This window comes from Halogeometricum sp. S1BR25-6, assembly GCF_031624495.1.
Taxonomy (GTDB): Archaea; Halobacteriota; Halobacteria; order Halobacteriales; family Haloferacaceae; genus Halogeometricum; species Halogeometricum salsisoli.
This window is the reverse complement of record NZ_JAMQOP010000005.1, coordinates 228111-252728: the sequence shown is the minus strand read 5'-3', so window position 1 is coordinate 252728 and position 24618 is coordinate 228111. Positions and strand designations below refer to the sequence as shown.

The 24618-nt window shown below is 57.0% G+C and carries 22 protein-coding genes and 6 pseudogenes; 12 read left to right on the top strand and 16 right to left on the bottom strand.

Features of this window, described 5'->3' with window-relative positions; all coding sequences use genetic code 11:
• Positions 1-13: 13 nt before the first annotated feature.
• Together NDI76_RS20385 and NDI76_RS20380 are read right to left on the bottom strand one after the other, a co-directional pair.
• Positions 14-328: a DUF5789 family protein gene (locus tag NDI76_RS20385; RefSeq protein WP_310926007.1), complete on the bottom strand. Its 315-nt coding sequence runs from the start codon at positions 326-328 to the stop codon at positions 14-16.
• Between the two features lie 434 nt (positions 329-762).
• Positions 763-1347 carry a diadenylate cyclase gene (locus NDI76_RS20380; protein ID WP_310926006.1) on the bottom strand — a complete coding sequence of 195 codons (585 nt, stop codon included), beginning with the start codon at positions 1345-1347 and terminating at the stop codon, positions 763-765.
• A gap of 296 nt (positions 1348-1643) precedes the next feature.
• Between NDI76_RS20380 and NDI76_RS20375 the strand changes: the two genes are divergently transcribed.
• The 3 genes from NDI76_RS20375 to NDI76_RS20365 all read left to right on the top strand — a co-directional run bounded on the left by NDI76_RS20375 (position 1644) and on the right by NDI76_RS20365 (position 3537).
• Positions 1644-1823 (top strand): hypothetical protein, encoded by a 180-nt coding sequence (locus tag NDI76_RS20375; RefSeq protein ID WP_310926005.1) that lies wholly within the window; start codon positions 1644-1646, stop codon positions 1821-1823.
• Between the two features lie 295 nt (positions 1824-2118).
• Entirely contained in the window at positions 2119-2457 is a 339-nt protein-coding gene (locus NDI76_RS20370; protein ID WP_310926004.1) for a DUF7344 domain-containing protein, read from the top strand.
• Positions 2458-2733: 276 nt separating this feature from the next.
• Positions 2734-3537 (top strand): TrmB family transcriptional regulator, encoded by an 804-nt coding sequence (locus NDI76_RS20365; RefSeq protein WP_310926109.1) that lies wholly within the window; start codon positions 2734-2736, stop codon positions 3535-3537.
• A gap of 15 nt (positions 3538-3552) precedes the next feature.
• On the opposite strand, the gene NDI76_RS20360 is transcribed toward NDI76_RS20365, so the two are convergent.
• The 4 genes from NDI76_RS20360 to NDI76_RS20350 all read right to left on the bottom strand — a co-directional run bounded on the left by NDI76_RS20360 (position 3553) and on the right by NDI76_RS20350 (position 6545).
• Positions 3553-3858 (bottom strand): HalOD1 output domain-containing protein, encoded by a 306-nt coding sequence (locus NDI76_RS20360; protein ID WP_310926003.1) that lies wholly within the window; start codon positions 3856-3858, stop codon positions 3553-3555.
• A gap of 500 nt (positions 3859-4358) precedes the next feature.
• Complete coding sequence (locus tag NDI76_RS20355; protein WP_310926002.1) at positions 4359-4727, bottom strand: CAP domain-containing protein; 369 nt, start codon at positions 4725-4727, stop codon at positions 4359-4361.
• A gap of 304 nt (positions 4728-5031) precedes the next feature.
• Positions 5032-5472 carry an AN1-type zinc finger domain-containing protein gene (locus tag NDI76_RS22725; protein WP_425498396.1) on the bottom strand — a complete coding sequence of 147 codons (441 nt, stop codon included), beginning with the start codon at positions 5470-5472 and terminating at the stop codon, positions 5032-5034.
• Between the two features lie 560 nt (positions 5473-6032).
• Complete coding sequence (locus tag NDI76_RS20350) at positions 6033-6545, bottom strand: DUF7342 family protein (RefSeq protein WP_310926001.1); 513 nt, start codon at positions 6543-6545, stop codon at positions 6033-6035.
• A 425-nt stretch (positions 6546-6970) separates the two neighbouring features.
• Between NDI76_RS20350 and NDI76_RS20345 the strand changes: the two genes are divergently transcribed.
• Entirely contained in the window at positions 6971-7339 is a 369-nt protein-coding gene (locus NDI76_RS20345) for a hypothetical protein (RefSeq protein ID WP_310926000.1), read from the top strand.
• Positions 7336-7905 (top strand): hypothetical protein, encoded by a 570-nt coding sequence (locus NDI76_RS20340; protein WP_310925999.1) that lies wholly within the window; start codon positions 7336-7338, stop codon positions 7903-7905. Before NDI76_RS20345 ends, NDI76_RS20340 begins: the two co-directional genes overlap by 4 nt.
• Positions 7906-8184: 279 nt before the next feature.
• On the opposite strand, the pseudogene NDI76_RS20335 reads toward NDI76_RS20340, so the two are convergent.
• The 4 genes and pseudogenes from NDI76_RS20335 to NDI76_RS20315 all read right to left on the bottom strand — a co-directional run.
• Positions 8185-8280, bottom strand: a pseudogene (locus NDI76_RS20335) (IS6 family transposase); the annotation flags it as partial.
• 433 nt (positions 8281-8713) lie between these two features.
• On the bottom strand, positions 8714-9910 hold the full coding sequence (locus tag NDI76_RS20330) for a Cdc6/Cdc18 family protein (protein ID WP_310925998.1): 1197 nt from the start codon (positions 9908-9910) through the stop codon (positions 8714-8716).
• Between the two features lie 707 nt (positions 9911-10617).
• A complete protein-coding gene (locus NDI76_RS20325; RefSeq protein ID WP_425498399.1) occupies positions 10618-11442 on the bottom strand; it encodes an RNA-guided endonuclease TnpB family protein in 825 nt (274 codons plus the stop codon).
• A 95-nt stretch (positions 11443-11537) separates the two neighbouring features.
• Positions 11538-13151, bottom strand: a pseudogene (locus tag NDI76_RS20315) (BCCT family transporter).
• A gap of 240 nt (positions 13152-13391) precedes the next feature.
• Here NDI76_RS20315 and NDI76_RS22720 point away from each other — a divergent pair.
• The 6 genes and pseudogenes from NDI76_RS22720 to NDI76_RS20290 all read left to right on the top strand — a co-directional run.
• Positions 13392-13657: pseudogene (locus tag NDI76_RS22720) on the top strand (RNA-guided endonuclease TnpB family protein); the annotation flags it as partial.
• Positions 13658-14137: 480 nt separating this feature from the next.
• Complete coding sequence (locus NDI76_RS20310; RefSeq protein WP_310926108.1) at positions 14138-14263, top strand: hypothetical protein; 126 nt, start codon at positions 14138-14140, stop codon at positions 14261-14263.
• A pseudogene (locus tag NDI76_RS22715) lies at positions 14264-14714 on the top strand (PIN domain-containing protein).
• Positions 14715-15423: 709 nt separating this feature from the next.
• Complete coding sequence (locus tag NDI76_RS20300) at positions 15424-16806, top strand: FAD-binding oxidoreductase (RefSeq protein ID WP_310925994.1); 1383 nt, start codon at positions 15424-15426, stop codon at positions 16804-16806.
• A gap of 190 nt (positions 16807-16996) precedes the next feature.
• Positions 16997-17182: pseudogene (locus NDI76_RS20295) on the top strand (DNA/RNA nuclease SfsA); the annotation flags it as partial.
• A 512-nt stretch (positions 17183-17694) separates the two neighbouring features.
• Positions 17695-18707, top strand: a pseudogene (locus NDI76_RS20290) (heavy metal translocating P-type ATPase); the annotation flags it as partial.
• Between the two features lie 366 nt (positions 18708-19073).
• Here NDI76_RS20290 and NDI76_RS20285 read toward each other — a convergent pair.
• Entirely contained in the window at positions 19074-19361 is a 288-nt protein-coding gene (locus NDI76_RS20285; RefSeq protein ID WP_310925991.1) for a DUF7521 family protein, read from the bottom strand.
• Complete coding sequence (locus tag NDI76_RS20280) at positions 19358-19717, bottom strand: helix-turn-helix domain-containing protein (protein WP_310925990.1); 360 nt, start codon at positions 19715-19717, stop codon at positions 19358-19360. The genes NDI76_RS20285 and NDI76_RS20280 overlap by 4 nt, the downstream gene beginning before the upstream one ends.
• A gap of 169 nt (positions 19718-19886) precedes the next feature.
• On the opposite strand from NDI76_RS20280, the gene NDI76_RS20275 reads away from it, so the two are divergent.
• On the top strand, positions 19887-20339 hold the full coding sequence (locus NDI76_RS20275; RefSeq protein WP_049916827.1) for a hypothetical protein: 453 nt from the start codon (positions 19887-19889) through the stop codon (positions 20337-20339).
• A 295-nt stretch (positions 20340-20634) separates the two neighbouring features.
• Here NDI76_RS20275 and NDI76_RS20270 read toward each other — a convergent pair whose 3' ends face one another.
• The 4 genes from NDI76_RS20270 to NDI76_RS20255 all read right to left on the bottom strand — a co-directional run bounded on the left by NDI76_RS20270 (position 20635) and on the right by NDI76_RS20255 (position 24437).
• A complete protein-coding gene (locus NDI76_RS20270) occupies positions 20635-21186 on the bottom strand; it encodes a hypothetical protein (protein WP_310925989.1) in 552 nt (183 codons plus the stop codon).
• Positions 21183-21920 carry a DsbA family protein gene (locus tag NDI76_RS20265; protein ID WP_310925988.1) on the bottom strand — a complete coding sequence of 246 codons (738 nt, stop codon included), beginning with the start codon at positions 21918-21920 and terminating at the stop codon, positions 21183-21185. The genes NDI76_RS20270 and NDI76_RS20265 overlap by 4 nt, the downstream gene beginning before the upstream one ends.
• A 278-nt stretch (positions 21921-22198) precedes the next feature.
• A complete protein-coding gene (locus tag NDI76_RS20260) occupies positions 22199-22963 on the bottom strand; it encodes a DUF4396 domain-containing protein (RefSeq protein ID WP_310925987.1) in 765 nt (254 codons plus the stop codon).
• A 247-nt stretch (positions 22964-23210) separates the two neighbouring features.
• A complete protein-coding gene (locus NDI76_RS20255) occupies positions 23211-24437 on the bottom strand; it encodes an MFS transporter (RefSeq protein WP_310925986.1) in 1227 nt (408 codons plus the stop codon).
• Positions 24438-24618: the final 181 nt, after the last annotated feature.

The window sequence follows — 24618 nt, the reverse complement described above, 5'->3', positions numbered from 1 at the left end:
GAGACGACGACGGTTACCGATGTATCAGTCCCAACACCCGGCTTCGGACGTCGTCGGCGGAGTCGTACGTTTGGTTCTCGGTCGGAGCGAGCACTTCTTCGAGTGACTTCGTCCCGCTTTGGGCTTCGACCTCGTAGTCGCCGTACGCCTCGACCAACTCGTCCGTCGTGATCGGATAGGTCTGGGATTCGAGTGCTTCGTCGAGGCCCTCGAGCCGCCCCTCGGGGTCACCGCTCATCGCGCGATCTTCGCGGGTGCGGTCGCGTACGTCTTCTCGTTTCCGCTCCGACTGCTCTTGCTGGTCGTCGTTTACGTTCTCGTCGGGCATCCTTCGTCAAGATAGGCGCTCGATTCGGATAACTGTGCGGACGTTCGTCGGCGCGAAAATCTCGGGTACGGACAAACGACGCGGTCGCTTCGTCGAAACCGAGACGAACGCCGAGGAGGCCATCCAGAGCGACACTATTGAGAGCGAGTTCCACGAGGACAACATCCTTCGAACGTGTCTCAATCGACGGCGGGTGCTCAAGGGTAAAGTTCAACAGACCCAGATCGGGTGGTACGCCCGTCGAGACCGCACTCGTCGATAGTGAGACTCTCGACGGTGACGTAAGCCCCGTCAGTGCGACCGAAAACGAAGCGGAATTCGCAGAAGCGGAAACAGAGCACGCCGGAGACGTTCGAAGGGAGGTCACGGAAAACGATGAAGGGCGCAAGTACGAGGAACGCGGTAACGGCCGCGAGTGTTCTCACGCCGGTTGGTCAGTCCGTCACCCGGAATGCCGCCGGGGAATCCTCGAACGCGCCGTCGATGAAGACCGTTACCCGTCCGTTCTCCTCGCTGAGTGTGACCGCAGCGATCACCTCTTCGCGGACCGAGGTCTCCAGCGCACTCATGTGACGGGTACCCATCCACTCTGCATAGGGAAGGTCGTTAATCCGCCGATATTCGTCCGCAGAGAGTTGCTTGACTCGGACCATCTCCTCTCTGATCGTACCGTCGTTGCGAACGACGACTGCACCGTCGCAGGACAACGCGACCTTCTGTGCGGTTTCGAGAAACACGTCGGTCTCGGAGAAGACGCTTCCGCAGTCCTCAACCGGCCAACGGTTCGTCCCCATCGGAGCCGCGAACTCGGCCATGGAATCACGTTCGACGACGAAGTAGAGGCCCGGTCCACGAGCGTAGGGGTCGTCCCACCGTCCGAACCTGTGACTGATCTCTCCAACGCATTTCTCGATCCGTTCGAGCACCGCGTCGAGATCTGTACTAGTAGATTTCAGCTCTGATGCGACAGAGCTAGGGGACAGCTCACTCATCTCACTACTGCCGTGTAGGACTGACACGGTGATAGTAGCGCTGGATTTCCAAATGAGATTCTGTTTTGAGTAACCGGGTGAACGCACCCTCCGGGTCTCCCTTACCCGAACCCCGTCGTCGGCGGACGCGCACGCCGCGCAGTTGTGGAGAGATTCACTCGGGTAATCAGTACAACGCGTGTGATGAAAACGTTGCTCCTTGAAAAGGGTCGAGTTCGAGTACCTTCGTACTCGATTCGAGGAACGAGCGACTCAGAGGACCAAATCTGCTGCGGTCGACGTCCAGCGCGGGCCCGAATCGACCATCTGCGTCTACTAAATACATGCCTACGAACGACCGCGAATCCCGCTCCGCAGGGCTTCCCGATTTCACGCTTTGTTGGGCGTTCGACGACGAGGACTCTCCAACCGAAGTGACGGTCTTCGATCCGGAACGCGAACCCACGACACACTGGATCACCATCGAAAAAGAGTACGTATGGGACCTCGGGAGCATCGCTTGACGATTCCGAAGAAGGTGGTCGGAGTCTTCGAAGGACCGTTCCCGGAATCGCGCGAAGAGGGCGTACTCCTCGACAGATACCCGTCCACTCGACTCCGTTCGGTGAGGAACCGAACGCCGATAGCCTTCGTGGTTCACCGCTGGCATAGGACGTCGACCGCTCTCGGAGTGCGGAACCGGTTCTACCGACACCGTCCTCGGCTATCTCCTGACCGACCTGTAATTCACATAATAAAAAAAGTATCCTGGCGTGAAGAGGTTATCTGTTTATCAGACGAGTAGTCGATACGTCTACTATGAGGGGACAAGACCTCGACGACTGTCTGCAACTCGTCGCTGATCGTCACCGGCGACGGCTCATTCAGCAGTTACGGCACGAAACCGCTGGTAAAACGGTAATCGACGACCTCGTAGATCGAATGCACGGTGACGAACTGCAGTCCGACGACCGAAGTATGGACCGAGAACAACTCACAATCCATCTCTCCCACATCTCACTGCCGAAGTTAGCGGAGCAGGGTGTCGTCGAATACGATCGCGAACGCAGAATCGTCCGGTATCAGCCCGACAATCGGGTTGAGTCGATACTGGACTCACTACCCGCCGACAGACCGGTAACCGGGAAGCACATCTGAGGCGACTACATCGAACGTCTCGTAGCGCGAGAGTTCGTCGTCTGCACTCGCGGAGAACTCTACGACCCGTTCGATAGTAGTCGAAGCGGCACCCAGATATCACGATGACCATCGGAGCGGAGCAGAGGCGTCGGTCGGACACCGACGTCGGACCGTCAGAGGGGTCGTATCACGTTCTCCCGTCGATTCCCGTCACGAATTGGGTGACAATACCTATCCGTATTGGGGGTGAATCATCAGACAATCACTGGGGAGTACCCCGTGAGGTTGGGACACATAAATACTACTGATAGTTTGGACGAAGCGGTCGAGGTTCTCCAACAGCTCGGCTTGAAAGAATACGAGGCGCGCTGCTTCGTCGGCTTATCTCGCCTCCACGCGGGAACGGCAAAGCAGTTGAGTGAGGCGACGGAGGTTCCCCGAACGCGGGTGTACGATGCGATTCGGGTGCTGGAGGCGCAAGGTCTGGTCGAGATTCAGCATTCGAGCCCGCAGCAGTTCCGGGCTGTTCCGCTCGATGAGGCGACGGAGACCCTGCGCGACCAGTACGAGGCCCGCGTCGAGCGACTCCACGATGCGCTGGATACGATCGAAATCGTCGACGAAGACGACGAGACGCCCGTCCAGCAGGTCTGGGCGATGTCCGGGCGAGACGGGATAGAAAATCGGACGAATCAGCTCATCAAGGAGGCGTCCGAGGAGATCGTTCTGGTCGTCGGCGACGAGTCGCTCTTGACGAAGGATCTCGTTGCCAGCCTCAACGACGTTGGCAACGGAGTCGACCTTCTCATTGGAGCGTTGACGGAGTCGCTCCAAGACCAGATCCAAGCGACCGTACCGAACGCTAGAACGTTCATCTCCGGGTTGGAGTGGTTGCACGGCGAGAACGCCACTGAAAACGAGACGGCTATCGGCCGACTGCTCCTGACAGACCGGTCGACGATCCTCGTGAGTTCGATCATGCCCGGCAGCAAAGAGGAACAAGCGATCTTCGGGGAAGGGTTCGGGAACGGCCTCGTCGTAATCGCCCGGCGACTCATGGCTCAAGGGTTGTTGACCGTTCATGATCCCAAGCAGTAAGCCGCAGAGACGCAGTCATCGGCTCACCCGTCTGTCGGTAGGTTCTGGATCAGATTCGTCGTAGAGACGGTCTTCGAGCAGTTGAACAGTGAGATACTCGCCGTTGTCAACCGTGACGTAGCAGCCGCTGTAAACGAACGAGACGCGTCCACCCGTTCGAGATGTTCCGTCGTACTGCAGGGCACACAACGCATCTAACGCATCCGGGTCGAGAACGTCCGTCAGCGTTCGGAGGAAGCACGGTTTGCGACCTTCGACTGCGCTCACCGCGCGTACAACGGCCATACTGACAGATTCACCGCCCTCGATTTCGTACTCCACAGTGCTACGTGGGGTTAGGTGGTGAAAACCCGTGGAGTTTCTCACCAGTTTTATCACAACAAGTGTCCGGGATCGGTGGGAACTTGACGCGCGCAGTATAGATTCCCGGTTAGCTTGGGTTCTGACCCGCACGCGGGACAGCGATTGACCGTCGCCCGACCGCGGTACTACGGCTCGCGTCGGCTGGAAACCCGACCGACCCGTCGTTGTTGTCACCCTGTTAGATACACTGCCTTGGAAACGAGTGTCCTGTTACAAGTATATTCCTGTAATGCCTTCTGTTCCTCGTGAGTCGAATCTCCGGGGTCCGTTCCTGTCCCAACGCAGCGACCACGGCTCGTAACGCTCCGATGGCGCCTCATGGAACCGTCTGCCCCGAGCCGTGGTCGCACTCTCGCATCCCGATTGGGTCATATTTTATCTACTATTCCTGCCCTTGTGAATTAGTATCACTTACACTCCTCGCGTATTTCTGATTAACCGAGAGACATCAACCTCATCTATAGTTCAAGCCCCGGCGAGTTCATCCATTGCGTCAAGATCCCTTCAGCGAGGGCCTTGTTCGTATCGTAATACTGTTCGCCGTCGTCAGTTCGGACGCGTTCTTTGTACCACGTCTGCACGATGTTCTCCCCACTGAGTCGACAGTCGATACCGAACTGCTCGTACCGATCTTCCATTGTCTCACCACTTGGAGAGTCGTGCGCGAAATACTCCTCCTCAGCCAGATCCTCAGAATGGGAGACAGCGACCTCCTGCAAGTCTGCGCTGTACTGGAGGGTACTGACGCCTTCTTCGGACCGCCGTGCGTTCACGGCGTCGTGAACGAACTCTTGAACCCGTTGAGCGTCAAGGTCTTCCCCGAACAATCCCCACCACCACTGCCAGTTTCGCTTGTTTCGGTCGTCGACGTCGACGCACCACCACTGGTCTCACTGCCCTGTCCGCCAGTATTGAGATTCGGGATGTCGACACCAGGGAGGTCGACCGGGGAGTCGATCACGCCGGTTTGGACGGCGCCGATGGCACCGAGGAGTGTTGTGAAGAGACCACCGACGATCCGACGACGAGTCACCACTGGCGACTTTGAGCCCGCTTCGTCGAACGAGGGTTTTCTTGGGGTCTGGTGCGATCGGGGGTTGATACTTCCATCGGGATTAACATCAGGTCCCCTCATACCCGTTTTTTCGGAGTCTTCCCAGGTGCTCTTGACGACCCCGAGCCACGCTGTGTTCGGGAGGGCCGGCTCTGGCCTGTTTTCTTTGACTGCTCGAAAGTGGGTTTCGGAGGCGTCCGTGACCTGCTTGGTCGTCGCGAAGAGGATTTTCGAGTTGAGTCGGTGGATTGTTTTTGGTAGTAGAGGCCAGGGCAGTCGTGTTTTTCGGGGAGTCGGTGGTCGCCACAGACTCGTTCGCGACAGTAGTTACAGCGGGTGCTGAGTCCTTCTTCTTCGAGACTCGTCCCGCAGTAGTGGCATTCCCTTTCCCATATCGATACAGAGAATGTAGTCTTCTTTGATATGAAGGTTCGGTTGAGAGAGACCGCAATTAATCCTGACCTGTAGTACCGAAAGAGAAACGCAACAGATGCCGTTGGAATCGAGCAGAGACACATTATAGTAGTGTCTGCAACTGTGTACTCATCCGACCGTATGCCGTCGTGCGGTCGAGTATGTGATGGCTTGTAGACACTACTATAGGAGACGCTCTCGTTTCGAGGACTAGCGATTCTGACTGGAGATCAGTTCGGGGAGAGTCTCGGAGAAGAGGGTATCAAGTGTTTCCCACAGAATTTCTGAAGGGACGTTCGCCTCTATTTCCGCTGGTTTATGATGTGTCTCCTCGGAGTCTGCCAGAGAGTATTGAAAGTGGACTGGGCCGAGGTCTGGGTGGTCATCGTCACGATATCACCCACAACTGAGTCCTGTATTCGGATCTGCGTAGTGAATGCGATACTGTTGTCCCTCTTTATCGAATCGCCACTCGACATCGAGAGTTGGTGACTCTGGGCCGGTCGGAGAGCTAACCCGGTTGGAGTCTATTGTTGCACGTATCGAGGTCTTGATTATGCTATCGGGTTCGTATGTGACTGCAGTGACGGTGGGGTATCGTTGGAGGATGTCTTTTAATTCCCGGTAGACTTGCCTATCGATGTCGCCTGAGAGCCCCATGTGTTCACGTCGAGATGGGGTCTGGGTCGTCAGCCCAGTCGTATTCGTTGAGTGCGGCTCTCACTACTGGGATACGGTTGGTGAGGTGTTCCCATTCTTTCGCGATGTCACGCCGGGTCTCACTCTCTGCTGCATCCTTGACGTCTGCGATGCTTGCTCTGAGTTCCCCGGGTGCCTCCACGCCGTACGTTTGTTTCCAGTCTGTGATTTTATTCCGCATGGTCTCGAGGGCATCGGTGAGTTCTTCGCGGGAATGAGCTCGCTGGAGTTCTGCTACCTCTCGGTATTTCGCCATGAGTTGATCGATACAGTACAGCGTTTGGTCTCCTCGGTCGGTTTTTCGAAGGACATTGTCTTCGACGAGCTGGTCAAGGTATTTCTGAGCGGTTTTCGTGGAGACACCGGTTTCGTCGGCCACCCATGACGCTGACCGAGGGTGGTGGAGTGTCCGACCGGCACTCCGGACTCGTTCTCCTCGTGTCCGATTGTCGCGGTTCTCTTCTTCGTTGGCTGGCATACCAAGATCTACAAGCTGCTGGAACATATATTCACTAGGTCGGAGAAATAGTCTAAAATGGAGATTGATAGTTGATAGGACCTGTGCGACGCCGAGAGGCTCAAACTTCTTTAGTCGGTCTCGTCTTCCAGTTCTTCTAACATATCTCTGTAGACTTGAATCGGCCTACTATCTACCTCGGTAGTCTCAACGGCGCTTTTGAGGAAACCCCGGCGTTCACGTCGGGGAGGATGTCATACCTATGTGTCCGCTGTAGTCTTGGTGGGCTCACAACGTACCGAAGGCAAGATATCGACGAGTGTCTTGTTCGTGACGCCACATAGTAGCGCAGAATGGCCCGTTCAAAGATCGTTCTTGCATCTATGTGCAAGTCAGGTGCATATGCCGAAATCGTTATCCGTCTGTGTGCAGAACTTGCACATAGAATGAGCGCGAATGACAAACCCCGGCGGGTCCACTTCCAGTCCCCAGAGTACCTCGTCGAGCGTCTCGATGCAATTGCGGACCTCTTCGACAAAGACCGGACGGACGTCCTCGTCGAGGCGATTCGCGAGTACATCGACGAGACAGCCGACAGCGAAACGTTCCAAGAGCTGGTGGCAACGAAGTACTACGACGACCAACTCGAGTTCGAGACAGTCAAGCAGCTGGTTGGCGCCGAGACCGCCCAGCGGCTCCGACTCCTCAAAGCTGATTTCGAGAGCGAACCGTTCGATCTCGCTGCGCCCACTGACGTCGACATCTACGGTGACGACGTGACGACGGTAGATACGACGGACAGCGACGAACGATGAGTAGACCGCGGCTGCGGACAGTCGTCGCCGACACGAGTACGCTGGTCAGTCTCGCCGTCCCACGAGCCGACGCAGCCGACGACACTGACACCGCTCCGGATCCCCTCCAGTATCTCCTCACCTCGTGTGACGTCTCCGTTCCACCGGAAGTCGTTACAGAGCTCCGTAACATGGCCCAATATCAGGACATCCACGGCGCTGCAGCATCCAACGTTCTCGCCGCTCGCACCCACTACACAGTGGACGACCCCTATGAGCGAGTCGACACACCCGAGTCGCGACCGACATTCGGCCTTGATGACGGCGAAACCGACGGCATCGTGCTCGCGAACGCGCTCGGTGTCGACGGATTTCTCACCGATGAGTTCGGCGGAACGAACTTTGCGCTCATCCATGCAGTCCTACAGGGCCCGCGTATCGTCCCGACACCACGGTTGCTCTGTGATTACGCCCGCAACGACCACATGACCTACGAAGAGGCACGGACGCTCATCGAGACGATCAGCCCGCATCGGAGTTGGGAGAACAGCCCCTACGTCACTCAATTGCTGGCGCTTCTAGAGTAGAACTGCGTTCGGTGAAACGCGCCCGTCTCCCACTGGTCAGCATTCTCCGATGGCTGTGTGGTGAATGACTCGGACACCATATATTGAAAATAGCGCCGACCGTCCGAACAGCTATGGAATGTCCGGCGTGGAACATTTTTTCTCGCGGTCTCGAAGAAGTAGGACCGGGATGTTCCGAATCAGCGTCCCCAGAAATCGAAGATGTTTGGTGTGCGAACGAGGCGCAACGCGTCTCGTTAACGTTCGAAAGATGCATCGCGGCTTTCGAGCCCACAAACTCGCGAAGCGAGTTTGGGACGTCGCCGTCCGCTCACGCTCCCAACATTCATAATTCGCCGTTTCCAACGACTCTGTGAGCAGTTCTAGGTCGAGCAAAGCACTAGATCTACGAACTGCTCGCTTCTCAAACTGGCCTAACTAGACAGTGCCAGAAGACCCGTCTTCTGACACGCCGGCCCACGGTTTGTCCGGTGTTCGACCCTAAAGAGATATTTGCGGAGACACGAGTGACGGAGTTGACAGCGTTCGCGAATAGGGAGTAAGATTAACCAACAGAAGAGTCGCTTAGAGTGAGCTGTTGGTTAAAATGATTCACAAAAAGTCGAACCCCACACCCCGTGTCGATATGAAATTGGGAAGACGAGGGTGGGGAAAGTCGAAGAGAGAGACAGCAAAACAGCGAAAATCCACAATTTCACGGAAGAGAAACCTCAAGCATGGCAATCCCGAGACAACCGCGAAAGCGTATCAATCTCAGATTATTTCAACAGGTCAGATTGAACAGATAACATACTTGTTATTTTCAAATTCACGCTGATTTACACGCTTCGACGACAAGTTCGGGCGCATCGACAAGCTGGTTCACTGTATGAGCGCCCTTCCCCTTCCCCCGACCCTTCCGGTCCTGCTCGATCAGTGAGAGAAACGCCAACTCGGAGAGGAGGTCGCGGACACGACGGATTTTGAGCGGGTCAGTCCCCTCGCGTTCACAGACGACTTTATACGCTGAATAGACCTGCTTCGAGGGGATCATAGCGTTGGGTTCACTCGATTGTTGCATCTGGAGAGCGAGTGCTTGAAGCAGATACTTCGAGTGTTCGGGTTGCTTCCCGATGAGTTCGGCGAGCCGTGCCTCTTCTTCGCGTTCGTGGGCTTCATCGACGTACTCGGCGCGGACGTGGTCGTCACCGTGTTCGTCGGCGATCTCCCCAGCGTACCGAAGAATGTCGATTGCCTTCCGGGCGTCACCGTGTTCTTTCGCTGCGAGGGCGGCCACCTTCGGGATCACCTCGTCATCCAGAACACCCTCTCGGAACGCGTCCGCCCGCGATGAGAGAATCTCGCGGAGTTGATTCGCGTCGTACGGCGGGAACACGAAATCGCGCTCGGAGAGGCTTGATTTGACGCGCTCGTTGAGCGATTCCTTGTAGCGGATTTTGTTGCTGATCCCGATGATGCCGAGCGTGCTGTCGTCCACCTTCCCGGCTTCGGCCGCGCGCGAGAGTTGCATGAGGACGTTATCGTCTTCGAGCTTGTCGATTTCGTCGAGGATGATGATCCCGACGTCCAGGCGGGCGTCGAGAATTTTCCAGAGCCGACGGTAGTAGTCGGACGTCGAGACACCAGATGCCGGGACTGTTATGTCCGTCTCATCGGGATCGTTGAACGACTCGGCGATCGTGCGGACGGTCTGTGTCTCGGTGGAATCTTGAAAACAATCGACGTACGCGACGTAGACGTTAACGTCATTCTCAGTGGCGGCTTCGGTCAAATCCTGCGTGATGTACTTTGAACAGAGACTCTTTCCGGTGCCTGTCTTCCCGTAGATCAACACGTTGTTCGGCGTCCCTCCGCGTTGGGCGTCCTTGATCGCGTTCGCGAGGTTGCTGAGTTCCTCTTTCCGACCAATAATACGGTCACCTTCGGGGAGATGACTCACACGGAGGAGTTCCTTATCTGCAAAGATCGGATCGGGGTCCCCGAAGAATGACTCCGTATCGCTCATGGGACGTTCCACTCGGGCAATCTATATCAATCTTCGGCACCGGCTTGCCGCTGTAAACGTCGCTTATTCCAGTTCACCCGATGAATTTCGGCAATATGGCCGGGGTTTGCCCACGATTTGGGAATCCCAGCCTGATATCAGACCCCTCATTGCCGCTGTAAACCCGGGATCGACGGCTGTCCCACACCCCACGTTGCCGCTGTAAACACGAATCCCGTATGACCTCGACATGAAGGAAAGGATGCTGTTGATAATTGTCTCGGAACCATCGTCTACCGGGCGATATCACAGGAGAGACAGTAAAGAGATAAGTAGCAGTTCATGTCTTCGACGCCAAAATGCTATGGCGTCTTAGTATGCCAAAAGTGTAGTACGGTAACGAACGACACATAGGTTAATAAAGTTATTGATGGGACCACAGACGATATTGACCCGAGTTATTCGGAACCACGTGATTTCTTGGGTCTGAGGCTGCTTCCCGAGGTCTTACAGCGGCAACGTGGGGTGTGGCGCGGACCCGTTGGAACGACTCTCGGACAGACGTTTACAGCGGCACTCCGGGGTGATCCATCCAGCGTTCGTTACCTCTCGTCTCAACAACGGGCACGGTTCTTTCCCACTCTCACCACGCCTCAGACTGAAGATTGACATCCTCCCGCGCCTGAAGACGCGGGAATCCCACGGCACCGCGCCGCTGGATTGGGATATTAGGGTTTGGAGTCTACCACCTCTGACCGAGGTTGGAATCCTCGGGAGAGGTCATGAAGGTAGACTCCGGGCTGTGCCAACCAGCCGGTACTCCTATCCTCGTCCAAACTGGCCGAAGACTCGGAGTTACTTTCGTCGATGTCGAGACGGATGTTCTCCGCCCCGTTCACGTCAGCGTTGAACACATCGTCGTGTTCCTCACACACGTATAGGCCACGCTCAACACGCTGACCCTCATCCTTCGTACCGCACACGCAACACGTCTTACTCGTGTCACGCTCTGACACTTCTACGACTTCGATGCCCTCAACCTTCGCCTTGTATTCGAGGATGTTCGAGAACCTGTCGAACGCCCATCCATGCAAGTCGAGGTTGCCGTGTTTACCCCAGTTCTTCGAGTCGCCGTTTTCGTCCTCGCGGACACCAGCGAGTTTCCCGATGTTGATTTGGCCAACTTCTTGCTCGACACACCGTTCTACGATGTGCTTCGCTAAGGAGTGGAAGAAGTGGGTTCGGCGCTCCGACCACTTCTTGTGAAGACGAGTGGCCCGTTCACCACCAGAATCGTCGCACTTAGCGATTTCCTTTGGGAAGTAGTACCCGTCCTGTTTCAGACGGTTTCCGGGGTACAGGTCAGCTTCCTCGGTGCTGTATGCGACCGCCGCGAAGTTACAAATACCGAGGTCAACACCCGCCGTCTCGTTGCCGGGGACGGCGGGAGTCTCAACTTCGTGTTTGCACACCAAGTGCAGTTCCCATCGTCCCTTTGCTTTATCGTAGACGTAGAGACGGCTGATAATCCGTTCTAGGATTCGTAGAGTTATCTAAATCACAAGAATAGCAAGACGGAAGCCTACGGTTTTAGCCGTGGGAGGAAGCTGACACACTCAGGCCCACTGAGCATCATCTTCGACTGCCCTCAGTCGTCGTCTACGCTCACGCTTGTTCGAGTAGGAGTAGCCGAACCGGTTTCCTCGGCGACGGCCGAGTCGTCGTTGCCGGAGAGCAACGGAGCGACCTGCTGGAACTCCCGTCCCATCCCAATAATTGCGACGACCGAGATGATGGCGAACGGAAAGCCGGTGATGATAGCCGATGAGCGGAGGGCGTCGATTCCGCCACCAACGATGAGTAGCGACGCAAGTCCGCCCATTAGCCCGCCTCAGATGACGCGGTTGACGGTCGAGGGATGCTGTTTGCCGCCCGTTGTGAGCATCCCGAGTGCAAGCGTTGAGGAGTCGGCCGACGTAATAAAGAACGTCACGACGAGAAGCATAAACACTACCGAGAGCACTCCGCCAAGCGGGAGCGCGCCGAACAGTGGGAAGCCAGAGACAGAGACGCCGTATTCAGCGACCATCGATAGCATCGGCGCGATGCCGTTTCGCTCGAAGAAGATAGCGCTGCCGCCCATCGTCAAGAACCACGGAGTAGTCGACGCGGTGGCACCGATTACCGCTGTTGCGACCACCTGACGAACCGTCCGACCGCGTGAGATACGAGCGACGAACAGTCCACCGAACGGAGCCCAAGAAAACACCCAGGCCCAGTAGAAGACGGTCCAGTTACCGACCCATTCTCCGGTACCCGTCGCGTTCGTGTACAGTGCCATTCGGAGGAACTCGACGAAGTAGTTCCCTACCGCCTGAAGACCGGTGTTCATGATGTAGTTGGTCGGTCCTAGGAGGAATGTCACGACCGTCAGGACGGCGAACACAGCCATGTTGAATCGTGAAATCCGGGCGATTCCCTCCTTCACACCGAGTGCAACCGAGACGGTAAACGCGACCGTCAGCCCTGTGATCACGAGTACCGTTCCAGTATCCCCGAGCGACATGCCGAAATTGTAAGTTAGTCCGGTCAGGAACTGCCTGCCTACGAACCCGAGGGTCGTTGCGATGCCGCCGATGGTCGCGAATACCGCCATCACGTCGATCGCTTTGGCCAGCAACCCATCGAGATTGTCGATGCCGATGAATGGCGCAATGAGCGTCGAGACCCGCATCGGGGCGTCCTCGCGGAATGCGTAGTACGCGATGGGAATTGCCACGATGAGATATGGCACCCAGTACGCAATCCCCCAATGGAAGAGAGTGTACTGGATTGCGCCCACTGCCGCCGCCGCAGACTGTGGTTCCGCTCCGACGAGCGGTGGGACCGTTGTGTAGTGTTCTAGCGCCTCTGCAGGACCCCAAAACACAATACCTGCCGCGATTCCGGCTGAGAACATCATTGAAAAGTACGAAATCAACCCGAACTCGGGATCCTCGTGAGGTTTGCCGAGTTTGAGACGCCCCCAAGGCCCGACCATGAGCCAGAGACTGAAGATGATCATCAGGAACATCGTCCCGACGTACACCCACATATACTCTGTCCAGAGGAATTCGTTGATTCGTCCCATTGTCTCTGCGGACTCTTCAGGCTGCAGGAAAAACACCACAATCGCGAGCAACGATACACTGAACCCGATTCCGAAGACACTGAAGTCGAGTTCGTCCACGAACCGTTCGGCCGCCGTGCGAATCTCTACCATCTATCATACCCCAATTTCCCGGAGGACATTCAATTCCGATGCGGAATATATCCTACTTTCAAGTATAGATTGGTTCGAGGATGAAGAAGAGCGATCAGACATCCGAAAACCGAACAATTCTGCCTATTGAGTTTGAGATCACCGAGCAGTTGATTCGCCCCAGATTGGCTAGTAGAAAGAGTAGTAGGGAGCGGTATACACCCTCTGTATCAGCTAACCGCGCTCCACGGTTTATGTTTCGTAAAATACCACGACGACTACAATCTCTAGTTGCCTACGTCGCCGAATCCCGAACAGTGGGAGTGGTTGGAAGCGTTGCACGCAGGAGACGCACAAACGGGTGAGTGTCGACTGTTCGACCGTGACGAGTACGGCTCCCCGCCCGCGCCCTCTATAACGACGAAAGCAAAACAGTTCGATAGCTCCCTGAGACATATTTTACGGCGACTTGACGCCTTCAGAAACGCTGAAGCGAACGTATCACTGAATCCTACGACGACGAGTTGTGACGACAGATCGATCATATCGTTCACACGGTCACGCCGGAGGTCGGAAATTCCATGGTGGAATTCCCGTGACTTTAGACGCGGGGGAAAATCAAAATTTGTCGCCACTCATTCCGTAAGTTCACTGCAACAAGTTGTTAGTACGGCTGTGGCGAGATGTGGACATCTTTCTGCTCCGGCTCATAGCACGCATCGTGGTCATAGTACCAGACGCGTGCAAATCGCCGCTTACAGACACTTCATTCTCCGTTTGCAGGTGTTCTTCTTCCCTGATATACGAAGTCGGAAATGTCATCGAAGGTCACAGTTCCTTCCCGCGCACAGACCTCTGGAGAGCTATGGGAGATCTGCTCGGAATTATTTGATTTCATTACAATATCTGTTTTTTGTTGGTTTGGTTTAACTCTTCGTCAGATCGTTCTGGTGAATTACTGATACAGATAGCAAGGACGAGCACTCGACAAGCTCGAAGCAGGCACTATCACATTTAGCAAAGCGGCTGAACTCGCAGAGATGTCCGTCTGGGATTTTGCTCAACTCGCCAAGCAGCATGACATTACCTGGGTTGCGGGCGACCACCTCGACTCGGATCTCAAGGCGCTGTGAATGTGGGTCCTTGACGCCACACCGCTCATCTACCTCGCGAAAGTCGATCGTCTCGATCTCGTCCAGCATCTCGACGGGTCGTGTGTAATTCCCGACCGTGTCTACGAGGAGGTCATCGAAACCGGTATCGAACAGGGGAATCCGGACGCTGTCGTATCGAGCGTGGTGTTGGGGATGATTTGTTCAATGTAGTGTCGGTTGAGCCCACAGCACTCGTATCACGGCTCCAGCGAAACGATAACCTCAGCGATGCTGATGTCGCTGTTCTCGCTTGCGCCGCCGATCACAATGGTGTGGCCGTAATGGATGGGAATACGGTCGTGACGTCGCTGCAACCGAGGGAATCACGACTTGAGGCACAGCATATCTCGTATTGGTACCTGCCAGCAACGGACCGATCAGTGTCAGCGAAGCCCGAACCGTGATTGATACAATGGTTGAAGAAGGGTGATACTGTGCACCTGATATCTACGCGAAAATTGTTCAGAAGCTCGAATCACTTGCGGAGTGATCCTCGGTAGTCGGTACAAACTCCTGGAGTTACTCGCTCTCATTTCGACAGAGCTCAGTGGTAAGATATTGAGGATGTCTATCAGGCACCGATGATATCGAATGAGTTGTGCGCCATACGTCCACTGTATCTTGCACGCCGCTACTGGCGGTGACTGTTGAGGTTTCTGTGAGCGTGCTGAATACAGAGCGTGTATCGGTCACCGTGTCTCCATAAACATACTCTTCGGATGAGACTTCAGAGATCGCTCGACTGTGAAATCCACGAGCTATTGCGAATGTAGCGATCGGTGTGTTCGGAGTGTTACAGATTCATTTAAACAAAGTGATGCCCACCGGGAACGGCGAGCAGCAGAATGGGGTGGCTCACAACTAGGTAACAGTCAGCGGCCTGCCAGACTTTCGAGTCGTCGGCGGTCATATAGTTCGCTGTGGCATTGGAGGGATGTTTGGGGTCGTAACCGCTGGATTCTGCGGTTGGCATCGGACGCGATGAGTATACAGCGCCGACCCTATCCCTCACGCTTTGTTTTGGGCTGCGAATAAAATTTCATGTACGCGGCTCGCCGCTGTGTGCTCGTCCGTCGAGTGGGCGACAATCGATATCGTCCGGGAGAACAGCAAAGGCGTTCGCCACCGATAGCCGAGACATGTCTCACGCTGATTACGCCTTCCTCTCGGAACTCGCGCTCGACGGCCGCGTCGAGTTCGAGGCCGGCGAGCGGGGGCAGTACGCCGAGGACGCGAGCCCGCACGCCGCGTCCGAACCGGACGCCGTCGTCCACGCGGCGTCCACCGACGACGTGTCAGCGGTGCTGTCGGCCGCCGACCGTCGAGGAGTCCCAGTCACGCCGCGGGGCGGTGGCTCCGGTTTGGAAGGGGGTTCTGTTCCCGTAGAGGGCGGTATCGTGCTCACGACGACTGGGATAGCCCACGTGGACGCGCATCCGTCCGACCTCGTCGTCGACGTGGGACCCGGGGTCGTCTACGACGACCTGAACGACCGACTCGCCCGACACGGCCTTCGGTTCGCCCCCGGGATCTCCAGCGGCGACCTCGCAACTATCGGTGGCATGATCGCCACGAACGCCTCCGGATTCAACGCGGTCCGGTACGGCGAGACTCGGGACCACATCCGCCGGCTGGAATTCGTCCTCGCCGACGGAACCGTCCTCAACTGCGGGACCAGAGGTGTCAAGACGTCGTCGGGCTACAGCCTGAAGGACCTGTTCGTGGGGAGCGAAGGGACGCTCGGCGTCGTGACTGAGGCGACGCTGGGTCTCGTTGGCATCCCGCAGGAGAAACGCGCCGCACTCGTCACGTTCCCGGACGACGCGTCGGCCGCGAGGGCCGTCGCTGAGGTCATCCGGTACGGCGTCCGTCCGGGCGCGCTGGAGTACATCGACGCGACGCAGGCCGAGCTCATCGACGCCTACAGCGACGCGACCGACCTCCCGGCGAAACCGACGCTCGTAGTCGAACTCCACGGCAACTCCGCGGCGGGCGTTGAGGCGGACCTCGCGTTCGTGGAGGAGATGTTCGAGGAGAACGGGATGGAACAGTGGACGGAGGCGGAACGCGGAGAGATGGACGACGTCTGGGCGGCCCGCCGGGACGCCCTCCCCGCCGCTCGCGCCCACCGCGAGGCGTGGGACGTAGGCGTCGTCGGTGACGTCGTCGTCCCCATCTCCGCGTACCCCGACATCGTCGCGACCGTTCGGTCGGCTGCGGAGGAACTCGACCTCCTCACGCCCTGTGTCGGCCACGCTGGTGACGGGAATCTCCACTACACGCCCCTCGTTGACCCCACCGACGAGGAGATGGTCGCGCGCGCACACGAACTCAACGAACGCGCCGTGCGCGCCGCGGTGGAACTGGGCGGCACCGCAACCGGGGAACACGGCGTTGGCCTCGGAAAACGGTCCTACATGCGGCGCGAACACGGCGCGGCCGTGGGCGTGATGCGGCGCATCAAGCGCGCCTTCGACCCCAACGGCACACTCAATCCCGGGAAAGTGCTGCCCTCGGAGTAGTTAGAGGGCGACGGGTGGCAGCGGGTACGGGCATCCGTCGGATGACGTCAGCGCAGAGGAACCGCCTCGGCCCCCCCGAGGGGCGACTGCTGGCGATTCTTCGTCGGAGCGAAGCGGTGCGACTGGTACGTCGCCGTTTCCGGACTGCGGTACAAGTACTGCCAACAAACCGAGCAAGGGCGACGTCACCTCCGAAGCTCTAAGCGCTCTGTACAGACGGCACCGAGACGCACGCATGTTCGTCGTCAAGCGACCCGACGTCGAACGGTTCCTGCCTCACCGAGCGGTCGACTCGGAGTTCGCCGAGTTACTCGCTCGGGTACGAGACACTGGAGTGGGCGTGTACGCAGCCACCACCTCGTTCGAGCGCCGCTGAAGCGCGGTTGACTCCTGGACCTGCGGAGACGACTGGAAAACGGTGAGATCAAAGCAATGGAGACGTTCGGACGCGCAATGACGAAGGAGTTAGAGAACGCTCGATTCGATCCGACGAACGAGGAGGCGGTTTGGATCGAGGAGGACTACTGTTCTCCGCCGCTCGCGATGGAGCGACCCGAAGTGCTCGACAACTTATACACCCTCCCTCTCCGTATTTCACGAGAATCCTTCCACGAACCCGTCGTACCCTGCTTCTACACCGGGCATCAGGCTACAACCCATAGAAAATAGTTCGCTAACTAGAGTTCTAGATAAACTTTAAACTATAAAAAGATTTAACTACTATTGCTGTGAGTTAGTCCGTAAGCTAGCTAACTGGTCAGCAAACAGCTGCCCTAACTAGGCTAGATCGGGTTACTCCCCCCGTCTCGAGAGATTAGAGCTCGTGAAAAGTGGTGTGTCAGACACACCGACGTCCATCGATTCACCGGTAGGTTTAACCAACGATAGGGTGGCGAACACGTCGAGACCGCAGCGAAGATCGACGCGGTCGCGTTCGACAAGACCGGTACGCTCACCCAGGGCGACACGCAGTTGACCGACGTGTGCGTCCGTGACGGGACGGCAGACCAGACACTGACCGAGGACGGGCCGCTCTCCATTGCGGCCGCAGTACAGGCCCGCTCGGAACACCACCTCGCTCGTGCGACCGTGACGGCGGCAGAAATCCGGTTGCTCGACGTCGTTGATGCGGAGCGGTTTCAGTCGGTCGCCGGGAAAGGGGTCAAAGCAGACGTCGACGGCACGACGACGCACATCGGGAATCGCAGTTACTTCCAGACCGTTCTCGGAGACGCGGCGATCGACGGTCTCGAACTAGGCCTTGACCGCCTCCAGACGTTAGAGGCAGAGGGAAAAACGAGCGTCCTCGTCGCCCGAGAGCGTCACGGCGAAGTCAGCGTGTGGGGGTGGCTCGCCTTCACCGACACCGTTCGCCCTAACGCGGCCGAGATGATCGACGACCTCCGCTCGCTGGGCGTGGAGCACATCGTCATGCTGACGGGCGACAACGAGCGCGTCGCACAGCGTATCGCCGATGAGGTCGGTATCGACGAAGTCCAGGCGGAACTGCTACCGGAAGAAAAAGTGGCGACGATCGAAGACCTGGTCGAGCGACATGAGAACGTGGCGATGGTCGGCGACGGCGTCAACGACGCGCCAGCACTCGCCACAGCAACTCTCGGTATCGCCATGGGCGGCGCGAGAACCGACGTCGCGCTCAACACTGCCGATGTGGTACTGATGAGCGATGATCTCAGCAAGATTCCCTACGTGCTCGGCCTCGGACGTAAGACCCGTCGAACGCTCACCATCAATCTCGCCATCGCCTTCGGCGTGATTGCACTCATGGTCGGCACGATCCTCCTCTGGGGGATCCCCTCCCGCTCGCAGTGGTCGGTCACGAGGGCTCGACAGTTCTCGTCTCGCTGAACGGCCTTCGGTTGCTCGGCTTTCGCGGGTGAGCACGTTATAGAGGGTGATGGTCCATGGTCAATACAGAGAACGAGTAATCCGTCGATAACAACCGTGCACGACGGACAGAAATTATGGAGACATATGACGACGACTGAGTGAGGCGCGGACGAATAGCCAGCCATCAACTGGTAGATGAGGTAATGGCCCCACTAGGTTCAGCCATGAGAAAGTCGAAGACCGTATGCACCGAGATGGCTAGTCTCAAACTACTGCGACCTCGTCGGCCTTGATCTCCGTCGATATGAACTCTGTGTTACTGGTTACGTCCCTTGCTAATCCGTTTCAACTATTGAGAGTGTATTTGGCGAGCGACAATTACCGACTAGTCTACTATCGGCGAACGCTTTCTCTACCTATTGTACTTCTTGACTTGGCCCGATCATAATTGAACGTAGAATGAATATCATTCCAATCGAAACGAGTCCCGCTTGAACGACTGCCGCTGAGAGAAGCGACGTATTGAGGACGCTGTAGATGAGGCCTTCACAGATTGCACCAACACCGATGAAGATGAACCCGATGGAGACGTAGACCATCGGATACATCCTGCTTCGCTGGTAGGCGTAAAAGGCGAGATAGGCGACTGCGAGGCTGAGGATCAGTACAAACAGCTTCACGAGCACGATTGGGAGACTGATCATGTGCTGTCTCTGAAGTTCTCCCAGAGGGCGCGGAAGTTGTCGGCCAGTTCGTCACGTCTCTCGACGGACAACTCGAAATTCCCCTCCGTGATGGAGACGTGAAACGCCTCGAGCGTCGTCTCGAAGCGCTGTTTGTGTTCTCCACCGGACCCAATCGTCGAGTGGACCTTAATCAGGTCGTGCTCTTGCAGTGTCGAAACGCGACGATAGATCGTCGCTAGCGACGCATCACAGATTTCACTGAGGTCTTTCGCCGTTCGCGGGTGTTCGTCGGCAGCTAGCAAGATTTCCCGTGAGTAGTCGTCGGCGAAGACGCGGAAGAGGACCGTCGATTGGTTGGTCTCTCCTGGTGCCATACGACACGTTGCGAGCACGTCATCATAGGAGCGACGGTTCGCACTAGAAGTCGTCGTCCGTCTACCCATTCCGGGATCGAGATAGGTAACCGTACGTAGAGAGGCTTTTCCACGAACAAGCAAAAGGCCACCTCGCTTTACATCCTGAGAGCAGGAACAACAGTTCAGAATGAATCCGCTCTCGAAGCGGCACCTCAAAGCGGCGGTAGCGAGCGTCGGTTCGTTCGTGCTCTTTGGGGTAGTCACCGGCCTCGTTCCCAATCCGATCTACGTTCGGATGGTCCCACGAACGGTACTGGACTACTTGTTTCTCACACTCACAGCCGCGTTCATCGGCTTCTACGTACTACAACGAACGTCCATTCAGCGCGATGATGAGAAGACGGCAACGGCGGGTACCGTACTTGGATTTCTTGCGTTCGGCTGTCCGACCTGTAACGTCCTTCTGCTAAGCCTGTTCGGTAGTTCGGCTTTGCTGACGTACTTCGACCCGCTGCGGCCACTACTCGGCGGCGTGAGCGTCGTCCTCTTCGTCGCACTTCTTTACGTTCGCTCTCGCCCTCTATCCTCCTGTGAATCGTGCGGTGCTGGATCAGAAACTCATACGGAGAACACCCCATGACGACGGCGGCCACAGAACCAACCGAAGATACGAGTTTGATGAGCCGATGGTCGCTTCTCGCGGTCGGAGGGGCTGTGAGTCTCTGCTGTCTCTTCGCGGCTCCGGCGACGATGAGCGCCGTCGGAACGTCCGCCGCAGGGGGGTCGACGGTAGCGCCGACGGATGGACTCGTTCAGATTCTTGTCTCCATGGCGGCCGTCGGAGTACTCGGACTCGCAGTCCGTCTTCGGACTGGACTACGGTCCTTCTCGAAGTAGCTCGAACAGACGTTCTCGACCTCTCGAAAAGGACTCGATTACTGCTCAATGCCGCTGTCGGGAACGACCGTACAGTAACGCGGATCCCCAACTCGGGCGAGGTATCCGACGAGGAGTAACAGTCCACCCACTCGCAGGAGGTTTCCGTGAAACGGAAGCAGTGCGACCGCACCAGCGAATCCCAAGAACCCGAGTATCCCTGCTCCACAGCTTGCACAACCCGCCGCGAGGAATCCCGGAACCGCACTCGAGAGACCGCCCGATTCAGCAACACCGACGCGCTTGACTCGATTCGCGACGTTCGTAATCGCGATACCGGTCAGCATCGCGTACGAAACGATCAAACCGAGACCGACCGGTCCGGCAGTCGCGTACGAATTCGCCGTCAACTCGACGATGGCGTCGTCAAGATATCCGATATTCGCGCTGACCATCTGAACCGAGTACTCCGGAAAGGAACTCAGAACGAGAAGAACGTAACTGATCATGGCACCCCCGACGCACAGAACCAGCCGGGTCCACGTAGTGAGTGGGAACCCCAGAGCGGCGAGGAACCGTTCGGCGTGACGTTCCAGAGACGGTGAATTCATGTGTTTTGTACTCGCGTAATCGCCTCGTCGAATCGCTCGTAGGGTTGCGCTCCGATGATCTTCCCCGCTGCGTCCGTATCTCGGTTGTAAAGAACGAACGCCGGTGTCGCTTGAATCCCGAACTGCGATGCCTGATCCACATCCCGAGCTATCGACTGCTTGATGTCGGGCCGGTGTTGGCTCACACACGATTCAACCGCACTCGCGTCGATTCCGTCGATGTTGGAGGCGATATCGAACAGATTCTCTTTAGAAATCCACTCCGAGTTCCCACGCTCCTGTTTCTCAAATAATGTCGAGTGCCACCGCCAGTACGCTTGCGGCGAGCTGTTCCGTACCTGCCGCCAGACGCACCGATCCAGCACCGCGGCGGTCATCGACGACGATCCGAGATACGGGAACTCGATGAACACGACGCGGACGGTCCCTGACCGAACGTGGTTTTCGATGAGTTTCGGGAACGCGTTTCGTTCGAAGCGACGGCAGAACGGGCACTGGTAGTCGCTCCAATAGTACATGTCGACCGGCGCATCCAACGAACCCATGATCGCATGGCCCTGTAGATCGACTCCGAGGCCCGTCGTTTCGGAACTGACGTGAACTGGTGCCGTTCTCGAAACAGTCTGATCTGACTCGAGTGTGGAAGCGCCGTAGACGATACCGCTCCCGGCGACAACTGAACCGACACCCGTGACCACGGCCCGCCGTCTCGTGAGCGAGTCGGGGAGGTCCATACGGCGTACTATAGGCAACTCGGTTAAGTCGTGTGCGGCAATGTGCTGAGCCTGCAAAAAAGTCGAAGTGCAGTAGTTCGACTGTTGCGACGTACTTGCTGGCTCGGAGAAAGGTCAATCCTCTTCACACGGGTAACTGGGCCTCACGAGCCTTCGATACCTCAACGAATCCTGAACTCCCATCGCCAAATGAGTACCAGTCACCCCGCTCTCATCTGACGCTCCGACCGGCTCCCCGATAGCGCGACCGTTTCACATACAGGTCGCCTCTCCGTTCGTCAGGCAGCGTTCGGACTGTTGTCGCCCATCTCGGCGGGGTTACTCATCCCTTCTTTGACACCGTATTTCACGAGTAGGACGTTGACCGGCCACGCGACGAGGAAGCCGATGGAGAGCGAGAACGCGAGGGCGGTCCAGAACAGGATCTCGCCCATGTGTGTCTGGCTGGCGAGCAGCAGTTCGGTGCCGATGGCGAAGACCTCCATAACGGTGATTGAGGGCGTCTCGCTCAGCAGTGCGTCCCACGTCGCTTCCTTGAATCCGACACCGTCCTGCATCAGTGGACCGATGGTAAGTGCGTATCCGAAAAGATACGCGAACCCGAACGTAATGGCGGCGACCCACCCGATGGTGAGCGCAAGGATCCCTTGTGCGAGTGTGATGCCGACGATCTCCCCGGCACCACACCCTGAATAGCAGTGACTGGTTGAGCGGAACCCGCGCCGCCAGACCGAGTCGTTGGGAATCTGTGTTCGCCCAGAGTACCAGTAAATGGCAAGTCCGAACGGTCCCGAGTAGAAGACGCAGAGTGTCCAGACCCCTTTCATCATGGAGCCGAGTACCTGATTGTTCGTCCGGAGATCCCACCGGAGGATGCCGACCGAGACGAGGACGATTAGCCCCCATACGCCGGCGACGAGCGGATCAGAGAGGAAGGGGACGAGTACCTCCCGAGCCGGTTCGAAGAACCGCTCAATCGTCGCGATCAATCCTTCGGATGATTGCATCGGTAGACCGACGTCGAGCCCGTTGGTCTCCAACATTCTCAATGAATTATTGGGGAGCCAGTATTAACTGAATTCTGGCTTCGATTCTTAGGTGCATTTAAATGGACTTTTTGTGTCTCTAATGTCGTCAGTCGATGTACGAATGTTCAAGAGGTTATCTAAACAGTGATGACTCAGAGGATGTATCCCGGATCTGAAATTATTTCTATCCGTGTCGTTCTGAGTGACCGTCTATCGAGTGTCTGATGTGGGGAGACCAACTTTCGTAGAGCGTAGTGTCGAACTATTCGCCGCTGACAGGTGTCTCCCAAAGGAGGATGGCCGCCGCTCCGACGATGAGAACGACACCACCGATACCTAATGCGAACAGCGGAGAGATGGCGTCAGATACGACGCCGCTCCCGAGTTGAAATGGGACAACTGCGAGGCCACTGACCATCGCCATCGCGCTCAGAACAGTGGCGCGACCGAGGGTCTCCACGCGGTCGTTGATGTACTGTCCGGCGAACGAACGGGTGACGTCCGAGACCCCCCGAATTAGGAGAAACGTCGGAAGCGCGAGCACCGGCAGGAGATACATCCCGATCAGCGCGCCACCGACGGCGAACGGGAGGACGAGAAACCACGTTCGCAGTCCGATCGCTTCCCTGATCGCCCCCGTATAGTAGTTGAGTACCGCGCCGACGAGACTGTACGCCGCATAGAACCACCCCAACAAGGCTTCGACCTGCGATTGCTGGATTCCAAGGTCGAGAACGACGGTCTCGAAAATCGGCTGGAGGAAGACGAATACCAGGTACGTGACCGCGGCGTACAGAACGTAGTAGTAGAGCAAAAACGACCGCAGACGACGGCGTGCGAGGACTTCCCTCACGATTCGAACCGTCCGACGGAGGCTCAACTCCTCCGTCGCGGTCTCTTTGTATGTCTCGGGTTCGTCGAGCGTAAGCAGTACGACGACCCCCAGACTCGTCACGCCCGCGGCGACGAACCACGGATACGAGAGGTCGATGCTACCGAGATACCCGCCGAGAATCGCCGCAACGGCTCCAACGGCCAACGCCGCCGATTTTCCTCGTCCCCGAACGTGGGCGAACTCGTCCTCGGAGAGGTCGTCGGTGAGAGTGTCGTAGAGCCACGCGTCTTCGCTCCCGGAGCGGAAGTTGTAGCCCAGCGACCAGCAGACGTAGAGGCCCGCCAGCGGAAGAAACGAGTTCGACAGACCGATACCGAGGAGTGTCAGTGATATGAGCGACGTCCCGATGAGGAGGCTGTTGCGTCGTCCGACGCGGTCACCGACGTAACCGGTCGGTATCTCTCCGAACAACGTCGTCAGATTGTAGAGCGACTCCAGAATGGCGATTTGAGTGAACGAAAGCCCCTGAGCCAGAAAGAAGAGGTACATGATGGGCCGGTAGAATTCGACCGCTTTCGTCGCTTTGTAGACATAATACTTCAGGATGTTTCCGGAGACAGTCCCCCGGACGCCATCTCCTGTGCCTCCACCCATGCGTGTGCTGGCGAACGAAGAGTCAGCAGGTATACTCTGTTATTACAGATTAACCGGTTAGTGCATACACCGGCCTATTTGACCGGTACACTCGCTCGAGCAACCGCTCTGCGATGCAGTCATATGGTGACTGTTGACAATCAATACGCGCCGTGTACTCGGTACGTCCGTACTCTCTGTC